12 protein-coding genes are annotated in these 13,689 nt (G+C 63.9%); 7 read left to right on the top strand and 5 right to left on the bottom strand.

The window, feature by feature from the left end; all coding sequences use genetic code 11:
• Nucleotides 1-285: 285 nt before the first annotated feature.
• The 4 genes from DOM56_RS05535 to DOM56_RS05520 form a co-directional block, all read right to left on the bottom strand.
• The gene (locus DOM56_RS05535; RefSeq protein ID WP_110707885.1) at nt 286-1,281 is read right to left on the bottom strand and encodes a succinylglutamate desuccinylase; all 996 of its coding nucleotides are present in this window, start codon (nt 1,279-1,281) and stop codon (nt 286-288) included.
• A gap of 229 nt (nt 1,282-1,510) precedes the next feature.
• Nucleotides 1,511-2,413 (bottom strand): SMP-30/gluconolactonase/LRE family protein, encoded by a 903-nt coding sequence (locus tag DOM56_RS05530; RefSeq protein WP_232822188.1) that lies wholly within the window; start codon nt 2,411-2,413, stop codon nt 1,511-1,513.
• Nucleotides 2,414-2,640: 227 nt separating this feature from the next.
• Complete coding sequence (locus tag DOM56_RS05525) at nt 2,641-3,225, bottom strand: lipocalin family protein (RefSeq protein ID WP_110707884.1); 585 nt, start codon at nt 3,223-3,225, stop codon at nt 2,641-2,643.
• A gap of 134 nt (nt 3,226-3,359) precedes the next feature.
• Complete coding sequence (locus DOM56_RS05520; protein WP_110707883.1) at nt 3,360-3,800, bottom strand: hemerythrin domain-containing protein; 441 nt, start codon at nt 3,798-3,800, stop codon at nt 3,360-3,362.
• 211 nt (nt 3,801-4,011) lie between these two features.
• Here DOM56_RS05520 and DOM56_RS05515 point away from each other — a divergent pair, with 211 nt between their 5' ends.
• On the top strand, nt 4,012-5,772 hold the full coding sequence (locus tag DOM56_RS05515; RefSeq protein ID WP_110707882.1) for an IlvD/Edd family dehydratase: 1,761 nt from the start codon (nt 4,012-4,014) through the stop codon (nt 5,770-5,772).
• Nucleotides 5,773-5,813: 41 nt separating this feature from the next.
• Here the strand turns inward: DOM56_RS05515 and DOM56_RS05510 are convergent, their stop codons facing one another.
• Nucleotides 5,814-6,542 carry a GntR family transcriptional regulator gene (locus DOM56_RS05510; protein WP_110707881.1) on the bottom strand — a complete coding sequence of 243 codons (729 nt, stop codon included), beginning with the start codon at nt 6,540-6,542 and terminating at the stop codon, nt 5,814-5,816.
• A gap of 333 nt (nt 6,543-6,875) precedes the next feature.
• On the opposite strand from DOM56_RS05510, the gene DOM56_RS05505 reads away from it, so the two are divergent.
• From DOM56_RS05505 to DOM56_RS05480, 6 genes are all read left to right on the top strand, one after another.
• Nucleotides 6,876-7,856: a tripartite tricarboxylate transporter substrate binding protein gene (locus tag DOM56_RS05505; RefSeq protein WP_110707880.1), complete on the top strand. Its 981-nt coding sequence runs from the start codon at nt 6,876-6,878 to the stop codon at nt 7,854-7,856.
• A 32-nt stretch (nt 7,857-7,888) separates the two neighbouring features.
• Nucleotides 7,889-8,368 (top strand): tripartite tricarboxylate transporter TctB family protein, encoded by a 480-nt coding sequence (locus DOM56_RS05500; protein WP_110707879.1) that lies wholly within the window; start codon nt 7,889-7,891, stop codon nt 8,366-8,368.
• Between the two features lie 58 nt (nt 8,369-8,426).
• Nucleotides 8,427-9,935: a tripartite tricarboxylate transporter permease gene (locus DOM56_RS05495; protein ID WP_110707878.1), complete on the top strand. Its 1,509-nt coding sequence runs from the start codon at nt 8,427-8,429 to the stop codon at nt 9,933-9,935.
• A gap of 29 nt (nt 9,936-9,964) precedes the next feature.
• Complete coding sequence (locus DOM56_RS05490) at nt 9,965-11,086, top strand: mandelate racemase/muconate lactonizing enzyme family protein (protein ID WP_110707877.1); 1,122 nt, start codon at nt 9,965-9,967, stop codon at nt 11,084-11,086.
• 62 nt (nt 11,087-11,148) lie between these two features.
• The gene (locus tag DOM56_RS05485; protein ID WP_110707876.1) at nt 11,149-12,069 is read left to right on the top strand and encodes a dihydrodipicolinate synthase family protein; all 921 of its coding nucleotides are present in this window, start codon (nt 11,149-11,151) and stop codon (nt 12,067-12,069) included.
• Between the two features lie 77 nt (nt 12,070-12,146).
• Entirely contained in the window at nt 12,147-13,313 is a 1,167-nt protein-coding gene (locus tag DOM56_RS05480; protein ID WP_110707875.1) for an alpha-hydroxy acid oxidase, read from the top strand.
• Nucleotides 13,314-13,689: the final 376 nt, after the last annotated feature.

Genomic DNA, 13,689 nt, shown 5'->3' with positions numbered 1-13,689 from the left:
AGCGGCACGGCGTCAGATGGCCCGTCTTGCTGTCGACCGAGCCATCTTCGATGGCGTTGGCGACGCCGACTCCCCGGCGAAAAATGCGGCGATTCTAGCAGTTTCGCCGTTAGGTTCCAGATAACGCCAGGTCGGAGCGTCGACGGGGACGGGGCAGGGGCAGGTGATCGAAGGGTAACTCTTTGTTCATTTTGGAAAACTCCTGAATGGTGTTGTCATTGTTCAGCGAATCGAAAATCGTCTTGGGCGAATCGGCGATCGCGGTCGTCGATACCGCCGCCAGACCTAGTCGGGAACAGCGCAGGGCCGCACCAGCAGCGCCGCGCGCGCACCGAGCTCGACCTGGGCGTTGGGAAAGACCACCGACAGTGGCGCCTCTTCCACCACGAAGGGGCCTTCCGTTTCGTCCTCTGCCAGCCTTTCTCCCACCGCGAACTCGCTGAAATTGGCGACATCTTCGGCAAAGGTGAGTCGAAAGGTATCGCTCGTACGCATCAGCTCGAAGGCGACCTGGAAGAATCGGAGGTCGGTCACGTCGCCACTGGCCGGCGGGACGCCCTGCGCCAGCGTGGCTAGCCACCCCCGCATGCCGTCCAGGGCGTCGAGGTCGTTGGCGCCGAACGGGCGTACCTTGCCGAGTTCCAGCGTGTAGGCTTCGGCGGCGTGGTAGTGGCGGGAGTAGTGAGAGAAGGTCCAGCTGTGTCGATGCTGGAGCAGTACGGCCTGCATGCCAGCCGCGGCTAGATCGGGCCATGCCGAGCGAGGCTGGGTCTCTGCCTCTCCCTCCGTATAGGGCACCACGGCGAAGCGCGGATAGCGGCTGTCGCGTATGGCGGTGTGCAGGTCGAGATGCAGTGGGCGATGGCGGTGACGCGCGAAGAAGTCGTCGACCGCATGCATCAACGCCCGCGCCCGTTCTGGCTCTTCTCCCTTCTGGTCGAGCCCACGCTGGAACAGGCGGTTGAGATTGGTGGTGACGAAACGCGTCTGCGCGCGAATCGAGGGAATATTGCCGAGGATGACCAGTAGCGGTGCCCCCAGCACGAGACGTCCGGCCTCCAGCGCGGCGAGCAGCTCGCCGACCAGCTCGATGGGAGCGGTCTCGTTGCCGTGGATACCCGCGGAAATCACCACGCTACGCGCATCGGAAGCGGCGACATCCGGTGTCAGCTCGAGAATCCCCTCGCCGTGGAGCCGGTAACGCCCGCCTGGGAGCGGGCCACTGGCGGGTCGACCGACGCCGCCGCCGTCTAGCGTTGCCGAGAGCCAGTCATCGAGCATGGAGATCTCGGGGCATCGAGGCGCTGATCGAACTCTCCCGGAACCCGGGAGAGGAGGAGATCGGCGCGAACAAGGGATGGATCGGGTTCATGCCGATTCTCGGCTGCTGTCAGGGAGCATTCAGCTTACCCCGATCGTGGGTCCCGGCAAGCGGCCTCGTCGACACGCTGAAAAAACGCGGCCTCATCTTGAAAGCCGGCGGCACCGGATCCAGCGACGGCGCTGGCATTCATACGCCGCGGGTTCCGGTGTAGAGGGTATAGATCGAACGGCTCGCCGCCATCAGCAGCCGGTTGCGATGCTCGCCGACGAAGCAGAGGTTGGCACACACCTCCGGCAGCAGGATCCGGCCGATACGGTCCCCGTCGGGAGAGAAGATCGAGACGCCGTCATGGCCCTCGCCGCCGGAGGTCGCCGCCCACAGATTGTCGTCCTGATCCAGGGTGATGCCATCGTAGGTCTCGGCGTCCTTGCTCGACACCAGGGTCTCGCGGTTGCTGAGCGACTGGCCGTCCTGGGAGAGCGCCCAGCGCGACACCGTTGCCGGGCGGTCGGGGAAGTGGGAGGGAGCGGTATCGCTGGCATAGAGCGTCCGGCCGTCGCCGGACAGGGCGATGCCGTTGGGCTTGCCCAGCTCGTCGCTCAGCAGCTTGGGAGCGTCCAGCGTGTCGTCGACATAGTAGATCGCCGGCTTGATCTCCAGCGCGCGCTTCTCGCCCTCGTAGTCGACGTGGGCGCCGTAGCCGGGATCGGTGAAGATCACCCCATCATTGGGCAGGATCACCAGGTCGTTGGGGGCGTTCAGCCGCTTGCCCTGGTAACGGCTCGCCAGCACGGTGGTGGAGCCATCCCATTCGTAGCGCACGACCCTCGCCGGAGAGTGCTCGCAGGCGACCAGGCGGCCGTGGTGGTCGAACGCATTGCCGTTGGAGTGACCCACGCCTTCGCGCAACACGCTGACCTGGCCGGTCATCTCGTCCCAACGCATCTGCCGGGCTCGGGGGATATCGCTGAAGACAGCGTAGCGGCCGACCGCGTTCCAGGCGGGACCTTCGAGCCATAGCCCGCCGGACCAGTGGCGCTCGAGCGGGGTATTGAACAGGTAATAAGGCTTGAAGCGGTCGTCCAGCACCTGCCATGCCTCGTCGGGATAGCGAGTGGGCGGGGCCTCGGTGGTCTGGGCCAGCAGGCCGGGCGAGAACGCGGCGAGACGCCGATCAAGGCAGAGTTGCGCAGAAGCTGTCGACGATCGAGGGGCATGGCGGGCTCCAGGTAAAAATGGCTGTACCCACTATAGAACGTCTTTCGGCAATGACCGCCGGAGGCGCCGGGATGTCGACCAAAGCACGAGCGGCAGCCTCAAGCCCGTGGTTTTCCCGAACCGCCGGCTCGCGGGCAGGCATCCGGATCCTGGGTGACCTGAATCAGCTCGTCGACCGGAAACTCGAGCTGGCGGGCCTGCGAGATCAGCGCCGTATAGGTGGGCTCGTCCAGCGTCGGATCCCGTGAAAGTATCCACAGGTAGTCCCGGTCCGGGCCGGCGACGAGAGCATGTTGATAACTCTCGTCCAGTGCCAGCACGCTGTAGCCTGCGTAGAAAGGACCGAAGAAGCTGACCTTCAGATGGCCGACGCTGGGGTCCCCGGCGAAGCTGGCGTGCCCCTCGGCGCTTTCCCAACTGCCCTTGGCAGGGTCGTAGCCACGATTGACGACGCGGATGTCGCCGTCGGCGCGGCGAGTGTACTCCGCGGTGACGCACTCCAGGCCTTCCTCGAAGCCGTGGTCGAGCCGGGCGATTTCGTACCACTGGCCCAGATACTGGTCGATCTGGAAGTCAGCGACGGGTTGCGTGCCTTCGGGGACGCCCGTGCAACCCGCGAGCAGAGTGAAAGGGGCGAGCCAGGTCAGTCGCGGATATCGCGGGAGTCTCGAGGGCAGCAACATGAGGATCCTTCCTTTTATGGCTGTTGCTGAGAGTTTTCCGACAGGAAAAAGTTGCACCCGCCGCTGGCGCCGCCGGATTCCGGCGACCAGCGTGACGACCGCTCCGGCCGGAGCGGTCGTCGGATGTCTGCCATTCAGCTGGCTTCCCGGCTCTCCATCTCGTGGCGGTAAGTCTTGGCCAGATCGGCCTTCTTCGAGTCGTCCAGCGCGCGGCCCGCCAACTGGAACACTTCCTGTTCCTCTTCGTCGAGATGGTGCGTGACCAGGTGCTGGAGTTTCTTGGCACTGGCCAACCAGCCCGGCGAGTCGTATTCGGTGGTTTCCAGGGTTTCCAGCAGCTCGTCGATCTCGTGATGTTCGGCGACGCTGTGCCGTGCCTTCTCCTGGGTCATGTCGTATTCCATCATTGGAATATAGAGCGCCCGCTCTTCGGCGGCGGCATGATTCTCGAGTTCGGCGCGCAGCCGTTTGAACAGCTCGTCGCGGCCTTCACTGTCGCCGTGGGTCTTGACCAGCAGGTCCAGCAGGCGGCGCTGCTTGTCGTGGCTCTCACGCAGGTCTTCGAAAAGCGTCATCGTCTTCATCCTTTGTCGCGGTCCTTGCGGGTATCGGCAGCGGTTCGTGGCCGCCGCTCGCCACAAGGTTAGGCGATAAGGACCGTTGCTGCTAAATCCGCTTCGCACCTCTTCACGGATGAGGCTACGGCTTAAGTCGGATGTCTTTGCCGCGCCAACTGTGGTTACTTGCGTCAATAATATTATTAATAATATTGACGATGAGGATGCCATGACGACCCACTCCCCCAGCGACGAGCGGCACCACAAACCGGACGAAGAGCGCCAGACAGGGCTCAACCAGGGCTTGGTGAACTACGGCGATGCCGGTTTCTCGCTATTCCTGCGCAAGGCGTTCATCAAGGGCGCCGGGTACAGCGACGATGCACTCAATCGCACCATCGTCGGCATCGTCAATACTGGCAGCGGCTACAACCCCTGTCATGGCAATGCCCCGCAACTGATCGAGGCGGTCAAGCGCGGGGTAATGCTGGAGGGCGGGTTGCCGATCGAATTTCCGACCATCTCGATCGCCGAGAGCTTTTCCACGCCGACCAGCATGTATCTGCGCAACCTGATGTCGATGGACACGGAAGAGATGATTCGTGCCCAGCCAATGGACTCGGTGGTCCTCATCGGCGGGTGCGACAAGACCGTTCCCGCCCAGTTGATGGGAGCGGCTTCCGCCAACCTGCCGATGCTCGAGCTGGTCACCGGCGCCATGCTGACCAGCGGCCATCGCGGCGTCCGGGTAGGGGCCTGCACCGACTGTCGTCGCTACTGGGGCATGTATCGCGGCCAGGAGATCGATGACCAGGAGATCGAAGAGGTCAACGCCAAGCTAGTCGGCAGTGTCGGCACCTGCTCGGTCATGGGGACGGCCAGCACCATGGCGTGTATCAGCGAGGCGCTGGGGGTCGCCCTGCCCGGCAGCGCCTCGCCGCCGGCGGTGACCGCGGATCGCATGCGTGTCGCCGAGGCGACCGGTCGCCAGGCCGTGATCAATGCACGGGCGGGCGTGACGCCGGACAAGATACTGACCGAGAAGGCGTTCGAGAATGCGCTGCGCGTGCTGCTGGCGATCGGTGGTTCGACCAACGGCATCATCCACCTGACCGCGATCGCCGGGCGCATGGGCATCGATATCGACCTGGCCGCCTTCGACCGCATGAGCCGCGAGACGCCGGTGCTGGTCGATCTCAAGCCGTCGGGCCAGCACTACATGGAAGATCTGCATCGTGCCGGCGGACTGCCCACCGTGCTGCGCGAGCTGAAGCCGCTGCTGCATCTGGATGCCATGACCGTGACCGGTCGCACGCTGGGGGAGGAGATCGACGCCGCGCCGGCGTTCGAGCAGCAGGTGGTGCATCGCTTCGACGCGCCGCTCTACCCCGCCGGCGGGATCGCATTCGTGCGTGGCAACCTGGCGCCCGATGGCGCGATCATCAAGCAGTCGGCCGCCGATGCCCGACTGATGGAGCATGAGGGGCGTGCGGTGGTGTTCGAGGATGCCGAGGACATGGCCGCGAGAATCGACGATCCGGCGCTGGACGTGACGGCGGAGGATGTCCTCGTGCTCAAGCGTATCGGCCCGGTGGGTGCGCCGGGAATGCCCGAAGCCGGGTATCTGCCGATTCCGCGCAAGCTGGCCCGGCAGGGCGTGCGCGACATGCTGCGAATCTCCGACGGTCGCATGAGCGGCACGGCGGCGGGCTCTATCGTGTTGCACGTGACGCCGGAAGCCGCCCTGGGCGGGCCGCTGGCGCTGGTCGAGAACGGCGATCGGATTCGCCTGAGCGTCAGTGAACGGCGCCTCGAGCTGCTGGTCGACGAGGCAGAACTGGCTCGGCGCCGGGAAGGCTGGCGGCCAGTCGCGCTGACCGCCGAGCGGGGCTATCGCAAGCTGTTTCTCGAGCAGATCACCCAAGCGGACCAAGGCTGTGATTTCACCTTCCTGCGGCCGCCGACCATCCAGCGCCGGGTGCCGAAGTGATGGCGGGCCTCGAGGCCAGCCATCACTCTTATCAGCCGCTATCAGCCGCCTTCCCGAATCCGATAGAGATGCAGGTAACGCTCCTTGGAGGGCTGGAGATGCCGGTAGCAGAGTCGGTGTAGCTCGGCGCGATCCTGGCGCTCGAGCGCGTCGATCATGGCCAGATGCTCGTCCCGGGCCAGCAGGATGGCTTCACGGTCGGTGGTGCCGATGAAGCGGATGGCGTGGGCCTTCTGGGCGAACTCGTTGATCGTGTCGGCGAGGTAGTCGTTGCCGCAGGCCGCGAACAGGGTGCGGTGGAAGGCGATGTTGTGGTGGAACACCGCGCGCAGGTCGCCGCTCTCCACCGCGGCGCTGTGCCGAGCCTGTATGTCGGTCAGGGCCTCGATCAGCGAAGGCGGCGCCGGCATCGGAATACGGTCCGCGGCGGCCTCCTCCAGGAGCTCGCGCATGACGTAGATTCCCTCCACCTCTTCGGGCGTGTAGGACTTGACGAAGGCCCCGCGATTCTTGATCCGCTCCACCAGGCCGGCGTTCTCGAGCTGAAACAGCGCCTGGCGCACCACGTGGCGCTTGCCGGCGAAGCGCTGCATCAGATCTTCCTCGACCAGTCTCTCCTTCGGGTGCGCGCGATTCAGCACGATATCCTCTTCGATGGCCGAGACGATATCGGCGACGCGCACCCCCTCGACCTGGGGTTCCGCGTGTTCGTCGGCGAGACGATGGCCGGCGGCGGCGGAGGTCGGTTTGGCGGTGTCTCGCTTTGGCATGAATGTATTCCCGTCACGATGAAGTTCGCGTCACTCGGTCGGCCATTGTCCGCAGCGGCCAGGGGGTGGAGCAAGCGCTACTCGTTGCTAAGGCAGCGGTATCGCTCCACGGCCGGTTGCGGAATCGATTCTGCCATGCCGACTTCGAAGATGGCCCTGCTTTTTCGGCCTTTGATGTCATTTTGCAAGACGTTACTGCTTTAGTCGCTATTGGCGTCAATATTATTGACAATTTGATCGATAAATTAATACGTTCTTTCTGGCACGACAAGTCGGCAACACAAAGCGTAGGTACGACAACGACAAACTGACTCCGTCAGAGAGGAATCGACCATGCACGCCAAACCCCTTCGCCATTGGCTGACGATCGCCGCCGTGGCCGTCAGCCTGTCTCCCCTGGCGCAAGCCGCCGATTACGTGGGAGGCGACGAGATCACCGTATTGCAGGGATTCAAGCCAGGGGGTGGCAGTGACGCCCTGGCTCAACTGGTACAGCCACGGCTGAGCGAAATCCTTGGCGTCGATTTCGTCAACGAATACATGCCCGGCGCCACCGGGGCCGTCGCGTGGACGCGGCTGGCCAAGCAGTCGCCCAACGATGGCAGCACCATCAGCATCACCAACACGCCGATGCTGATGACCAACTACATCATGAACGATGCCATCACCTACAAGACCGATGAGATGACCCCGATCGCCAACGTGGTGACCGATCCGGGCATCGTCGTCGTCAGTGCGGACAGCCCCTATCAGACCATCGAGGATCTCTTCGCGGCCGCCGAGCAGAACCCGGGTACCGTGACCATCGGCAACTCCGGCGTCGGCGGCGATGATTTCTTCACCACCATCCTGCTCGAGCAGGCCAAGGGGCTGTCGTTCAAGAAGGTGCCGTTCCAGGGCGACGGCCCCTCCGCGACGGCGGCCATGGGCGGCAAGATCGATGCCAGCTTCAACAACGTGGGCAACGTCTACGGCCAGGTCGAGTCCGGCAATCTGAGGGCGCTGGCGGTGTTTGCCGAGAAGCGTCTGACCAGTCTGCCCGACGTTCCCACCATGAAGGAGAAGGGCGTCGATGTGGTGGCGGGCTCCTCGCGCGGTTACAGCGCGCCGGCCGATATCCCGGAAGAGGCCCGGCAGCAACTGATCGAAGCGTTCCAGACCCTGGCCAAGGACCCCGACTTCCAGGCCCAGGCGGAAAAGCGCGCCATGAATCTCGATGTCGTCACCGGTGACGACTACCGCGCCATGATCGACAAGATGGAGAGCGACTATCGGGAAATCTGGGATTCGGTCAAGGATCAGGTCGGCCGTTGAGCGACCGGCGAGTTGCCGAGGAGGAGGGCGCCATGAACGTCAGTCGTCTGTTGCTGGGAGTATTCGGCCTCGTCGTGGCTGGCGTCTTCTTCCTCGACGCCAGCCAATACCCCCGCGCCGCCGCCGAGATGCCGATGATCTACGCCGTGGCCGTGGCGCTCATGTCGCTGGCGATGGTGGCCAGTGAGCTACGCCTGCGACGCCAGGGACCGGCCCTTCGCGAGCCCGCCACCGAGGCATCCACCATGGCGCCGGACGACGCGCCGCCGCCGCCTCGGCGCTGGATGGCGGTCGCGGTCATCTTCCTGCTGGCGGTGGGATATGTCGTCATGATGACGACGCTGGGCTACGTGCTGGCCACGGCGCTGTTCTTGGCCCTGTCGCTGTCGATTCTGCGCACCGTGAAGTGGACCTTCGCGGTGATCGCCGGGGCGCTGTTGATCGCGATGGTCTGTCTGGTGTTCGTGCAGTTCCTGGGGCTGCCGATTCCGCTGCTGCCGAGCTTCCTTTAAACCCTGGCCGAAGCGGGTGGCCACGACGCTCGGTTCGGGCACAGGAGAGTAGACGCGCATGGATTCCTCACTGGTGATGATCGGGCTGACCAACGTGCTCAGCGTCAACAACATTGCCTGCATTCTGGGTGGCACGCTGCTGGGGCTATTCGTCGGGGCGATGCCAGGGCTATCGGCAACGATGGCGCTGGCCTTGCTGCTGCCGCTGACGTTCAGCTTCGATCCGGCGACCGGGCTGAGCATGCTGGCCTCGCTCTACGTCGGGGCCTCCTACGGTGGTTCCATCGCCGCGATCCTGCTACGTACGCCGGGCACGCCATCGGCGGCGGCGACCGTGCTCGATGGCTTCCCGCTGTCGCAGCAGGGCAAGGCTGGACAAGCACTGGGGATCTCGCTGTTCGCCTCCTTCTTCGGCGGGCTGATGAGCGGCATTGCACTGCTGACCGCAGCCCCTCTGCTCGGCACGCTGGTGCTCGAGTTCGGCCCGGTGGAGCTGTTCGCCATCGCCGTGCTGGGTATTACCATCATCGGCTCGCTGGCGCAGGGGTCGGTGATCAGCGGTCTGCTTTCCGGCGGGCTGGGGCTGCTGCTCAGTACGGTCGGGATGGACCTGACGACCGGAACGCCACGCATGACGTTTGGCCAGATCAATCTGTTTGCCGGAATCGACTTCACGGTGGCATTGATCGGCCTGTTCTCGGTGCCCCAGGCGTTGACGCTGATCGAGAATTCCCATCGGGGCGGCAAGGTCGCGAGCCGTATTACCGACCGGTTGATGCCGCGCTGGCGCACCATCAAGCAACTGATGCCCAACATCCTGCGCTCCAGCGGCATTGGCATCGTCGTGGGCCTGATTCCGGGGACCGGCGGCGATACCGCGAGCTGGTTCGCCTACAACGAGGCCAAGCGCTTCGCCAAGGACAAGAGCCGTTTCGGCAAGGGCGAGATCGCCGGGGTTGCCGCGCCGGAGGCTGCCAACAACGCGGTCGTCGGTGGCGCGCTGATTCCCACCATCGCCCTCGGCATCCCGGGAAGTTCCTCCACCGCGATCCTGCTGGGTGCGCTGATGGTGCAGGGCATTCTGCCGGGCCCCAATCTGCTCACCGACTACGGCGATGTCACCTACACCCTGATCTGGGCGGTGATCCTCGCCAATATCGCGCTGCTGGTGGTGGGGCTGGCGTTCACCAAGATGAGCGTGTCGGTGACCCGGATTCCCGATGGCTTCATCGCCTGCGCCATTCTGACGCTCTGCATCATCGGCGCCTTCGCCATCAACAACAGTCTGTTCGATGTCGGATTGATGCTGGGCTTCGGCCTGTTCGGCTACTGGATGAGCAAGGCGGGCGTCTCGCCGGCCCCGATGGTGATCGGTCTGATCCTGGGGCCGGTGATGGAGACCAGCTTCCAGCAGTCGATGCTGATCGGCAACGACAGTTTCGGCGTGTTCCTGGAGAGTCCGATCGCCACCGTCCTGTTGATCCTCGCGCTGCTGTCGATCCTGCAGGCGACACCTTTCTTCCGCTGGCTGCGCGTGCCGTTCAAGCGTCGCCTGAAACCCGATTGATGTGAGGCCAACCACTCGGAGAGTGACCGATGACCAGAATCACCGAGGTACAGGCGCGAACGGTCAATGTCGCGCTGGACAACCCGACCAGCTTCTCCAACCGGCAAGTCCTCAAGCGGGACTACGCCCTGGTCAAGGTGACCGGGGACGACGGTATCAGTGGCATCGGCTTCTGCTATGGCGGCAACAATGCCGGCCATCTGGTGACGCAGGCGGTACGCGATCTGCTCAAGCCGATATTGATGGGGCAGGACGCTCACCGTGTCGAGGGGCTATGGCAGGAGATGTATCAGGAGAGTCTGTTGCATGGCCGCGCCGGCTCGGTGATGCGGGCGCTGAGCATTCTCGATGTGGCGTTGTGGGACCGGAACGCCCGCGCCGCCAACCTGCCGCTCTACAAGTTTCTCGGCGCCAGTGACGAAGAGAGCGTGGCGGCCTACGCCAGCGGCGGTTATTACCTCGATGGCAAGACGCCGGCCAAGCTGGCGGAGGAGATGACCGGCTACGTTGGGATGGGCTTCCGGGCGGTCAAGATGAAGGTGGGACGCGAAGACCTGGCTGGCGAGGAGGCGCGCCTGGCCGCCGTTCGCGAAGCCATCGGCCCCGACGTGCTGCTGATGATGGACGCCAACAACGCCTGGCAGGATCTTCCCTCGGCCCTGGCATTTGCGCGAATGGCCGAGCCCTATTCTCCTTACTGGATCGAGGAGCCGTTCAGCCCGGACGACATCGACAACCATCGCCGACTGGCCGAGCGCACGCCGATTCCGGTGGCGACGGGCGAGATCGAAGCCGGACGCTGGCGCTTCAAGGAGCTGCTGGACAAGGAGGCGGCGATGATCCTGCAGACCGATGCGGCGGTCTGTGGTGGGGTCACGGAATTCCGTCGTATCGCCGCCACGGCGGCCAGTTACGGCGTCGAGATCTGCCCCCACTGGTTCCACGACCTTCACGTCCACTTGGTCGGCTCGACACCGAATGCGCCTTTCGTCGAATTTTTTGCCGACGATCAAGTGCTTAACTTCCGTAGACTGATCGATACGCAGTTGACCTTCAGCGACGGGCGCCTGCACCTGCCACGGACGCCGGGGCTGGGGTTCGATTTCGACGAAGCCGCCTTGTCGCGTTACGCCGTCGACCCCTGGTCCTGAGTCGACCCGGCCCATCGTCGCCACCATTCGCCAATCATCCTGTCTGCCAGAGGTCTGCGCTCATGCCGAATGCGCCCTGCGGTACCGTACTCTCGCCGGTCATCACCCCGTTTCGCGATGATCTCTCTCCGGATGCGGTGCGCTTCGTCGAGCACTGTCGCTGGCTGTTGAGCAACGATGTCGGCCTGGCGATCTTCGGCACCAACTCCGAGGCCAACTCGCTGTCGGTGCAGGAGCGACTCGAGCTGCTCGATCACCTGGTCACGGCTGGGGTCGACACGACCCGGCTGATGCCGGGTACCGGCTGCTGCTCGATACCCGATAGCGTGGCCCTGACGCGACATGCGGTGAGCCTGGGCGTGGGGGGCGTGCTGATGCTGCCGCCGTTCTACTACAAGGGCGTCTCTGAAGAGGGGCTGTTCCGGTTCTATTGCGAGGTGATCGAACGCGTCGGCGACGAGCGGCTTCGTCTCTACCTCTACCATATCCCGCCGGTGGCGCAGGTGCCGATCGGGCTGGGTCTGATCGAGCGACTGCTGAAGCGCTACCCCGAGGTCGTGGCAGGGATCAAGGATAGCTCCGGGGACTGGGCCAACACCCAGGCCGTCATCGATGCCTTCGGAACCCAAGGATTTAGAGTCTACGCGGGCAGCGAGCGCTTCCTGCTGCCCACGCTGCGAGCTGGCGGCGTCGGTTGCATCAGTGCCACTGCCAACGTCAATCCTCGCGCGATCTCGGCGCTGGGCGGCAGTTGGCAGGGCGACGATGCCGATGCGCGCCAGCAGGCGCTGAACGAGATTCGCGATATCTTCGAAAGCGTGCCGATGATCCCGGCGCTCAAGGCCGCCACCGCCCATTTCAGCGACGATTCCGGCTGGGACCGTCTGCGACCGCCGCTGGTCTCGCTCGACGAGAGCCAGCGCGACAAACTGCTGACGGCCTTGAAGCGGGTCGATTTTGCGATGCCGGGGCTGGTTGGGTGACGATCGCTATCGGCGTCGACATCGCCGGCGTCGCCGCCTTAATCTCGAACTCTCTTCTCAACGCGTAAGGATCCTTCGTGACGCGTCAACAACGCCGCCTGTCTCGTATTCGCAACTTCCTGGACCTCGAACGCGCCGGCAAGCGCCATCTTCCCCGGCCGATCCACGGATACGTCGCCAACGCCGCGGAGGAGGGCAAGAGCCTGGCCGCCAACCGTGCGGCCTTCGACGATTACTGTTTCCTGCCACGGGCGCTGATCGATGTCTCACACGTCTCCCTCGAGACGGAGCTGCTGGGGCGACACTACGCGGCGCCGTTCGGTATCGCGCCCATGGGGATCAGTGCACTCTCCGCCTACCGGGGAGACCTGGCATTGGCTCGCGCCGCGGCGGGGGCCAACGTTCCGATGATCATGAGCGGTTCGTCACTGATTCCCATGGAAGAGGTGGCTGCGGTCGAGGGATGCGACTGGTTCCAAGCCTATCTGCCGGGAGACGAGCCTGGCATCGAGGCGCTGATCGCTCGGGTCGAGCGCGCCGGGTTTCGCAATCTGGTCATCACCGTGGACTACCCCGTTCCGCCCAATCCCGACAACAACCGGCGCAGCGGCTTCTCGTCCCCGATTCGCCCGACCCTCCGTCTGGTACTGGATGGCTTGGTCAAGCCACGCTGGCTCTACGAGACGTTCTACAAGACGCTCCGCCACCACGGCATTCCACACTTCGAGAACAATCATGCAACTCGGGGCATCCCGGTCATTTCGCGTCACGTCAATCGCGACTTCTCGGGGCGCTCGCACCTCGACTGGAACTATCTTGCCCTGGTGCGAGAGCGATGGCCGGGGAACCTGATCGTCAAGGGTATCCTGCATCCCGAGGATGCCCAGCGTGCCAAGGCGCAGGGCGTCGATGCCATCATCGTTTCCAACCACGGCGGCAGACAACTGGACGGCACCATCGCTCCCTTGCGCGCGCTCCCCGAGGTTATCGAGGCCGTGGGCGACTTTCCTGTGATGATCGATAGCGGCTTCCGACGCGGTACCGATGTGCTGAAGGCACTGGCGCTGGGAGCCCGCTTCGTCTTTTTCGGCCGTCCTTTCAATTATGCCGCCGCCTACGCCGGAGAAGCGGGTGTCAGCCATGCGATCCATCTGATGCAGGAGGAGATCGCGCGGAACATGGCGCTACTTGGCATTACGGACATTCGCCAGATGAATATGAGCCGGCTACGCAAGGTCGCTTGATATTCCCCACATCGGTCGTTACTTCCTGACAACGTTGCATGAGTCTCCACGATCGACTTGGTCGCTGGGCGAGCCACGGCAATATGAGTATGCTGTGATGTAAGCTCTGCGAATTGGCGAGCTAAGCCAGGGCTGCCTTCCTGGCTCGACCAGATAGTATCCAGGGCAGCGCATAATAATGCAGCAGTAGGGGACAGCCACGATGCTGAAAGAGAAAGCCGGTAGCCTAATCCGTGAGATAGCCGCCGTTCCCAGAGTTATTCCGAGAATATCAGCCACCCCGACCTGCGATGCTTGGCGATGAGCAAGACCGGGTCGTAGATACTACTGAAATGCAATCGATTTCGGGTCGGGGTGTGTCTTTGACAAACATCAT

It is taken from the genome of Salinicola sp. CR57, from assembly GCF_003206585.1.
Classification (GTDB): domain Bacteria; phylum Pseudomonadota; class Gammaproteobacteria; order Pseudomonadales; family Halomonadaceae; genus Salinicola; species Salinicola lusitanus.
Note: the sequence above shows the minus strand (reverse complement) of the source record. Positions and strands in the feature narration are given on the sequence as shown.

Coding starts and splice junctions, on each gene's coding strand:
- DOM56_RS05535 (WP_110707885.1), bottom strand. CDS start 1,281: ATGCTCGATGACTGGCTCTCGGCAACGCTAGACGGCGGCGGCGTCGGT.
- DOM56_RS05485 (WP_110707876.1), top strand. CDS start 11,149: ATGCCGAATGCGCCCTGCGGTACCGTACTCTCGCCGGTCATCACCCCG.
- DOM56_RS05515 (WP_110707882.1), top strand. CDS start 4,012: ATGACGACCCACTCCCCCAGCGACGAGCGGCACCACAAACCGGACGAA.
- DOM56_RS05505 (WP_110707880.1), top strand. CDS start 6,876: ATGCACGCCAAACCCCTTCGCCATTGGCTGACGATCGCCGCCGTGGCC.
- DOM56_RS05495 (WP_110707878.1), top strand. CDS start 8,427: ATGGATTCCTCACTGGTGATGATCGGGCTGACCAACGTGCTCAGCGTC.
- DOM56_RS05500 (WP_110707879.1), top strand. CDS start 7,889: ATGAACGTCAGTCGTCTGTTGCTGGGAGTATTCGGCCTCGTCGTGGCT.
- DOM56_RS05525 (WP_110707884.1), bottom strand. CDS start 3,225: ATGTTGCTGCCCTCGAGACTCCCGCGATATCCGCGACTGACCTGGCTC.
- DOM56_RS05490 (WP_110707877.1), top strand. CDS start 9,965: ATGACCAGAATCACCGAGGTACAGGCGCGAACGGTCAATGTCGCGCTG.
- DOM56_RS05520 (WP_110707883.1), bottom strand. CDS start 3,800: ATGACGCTTTTCGAAGACCTGCGTGAGAGCCACGACAAGCAGCGCCGC.
- DOM56_RS05510 (WP_110707881.1), bottom strand. CDS start 6,542: ATGCCAAAGCGAGACACCGCCAAACCGACCTCCGCCGCCGCCGGCCAT.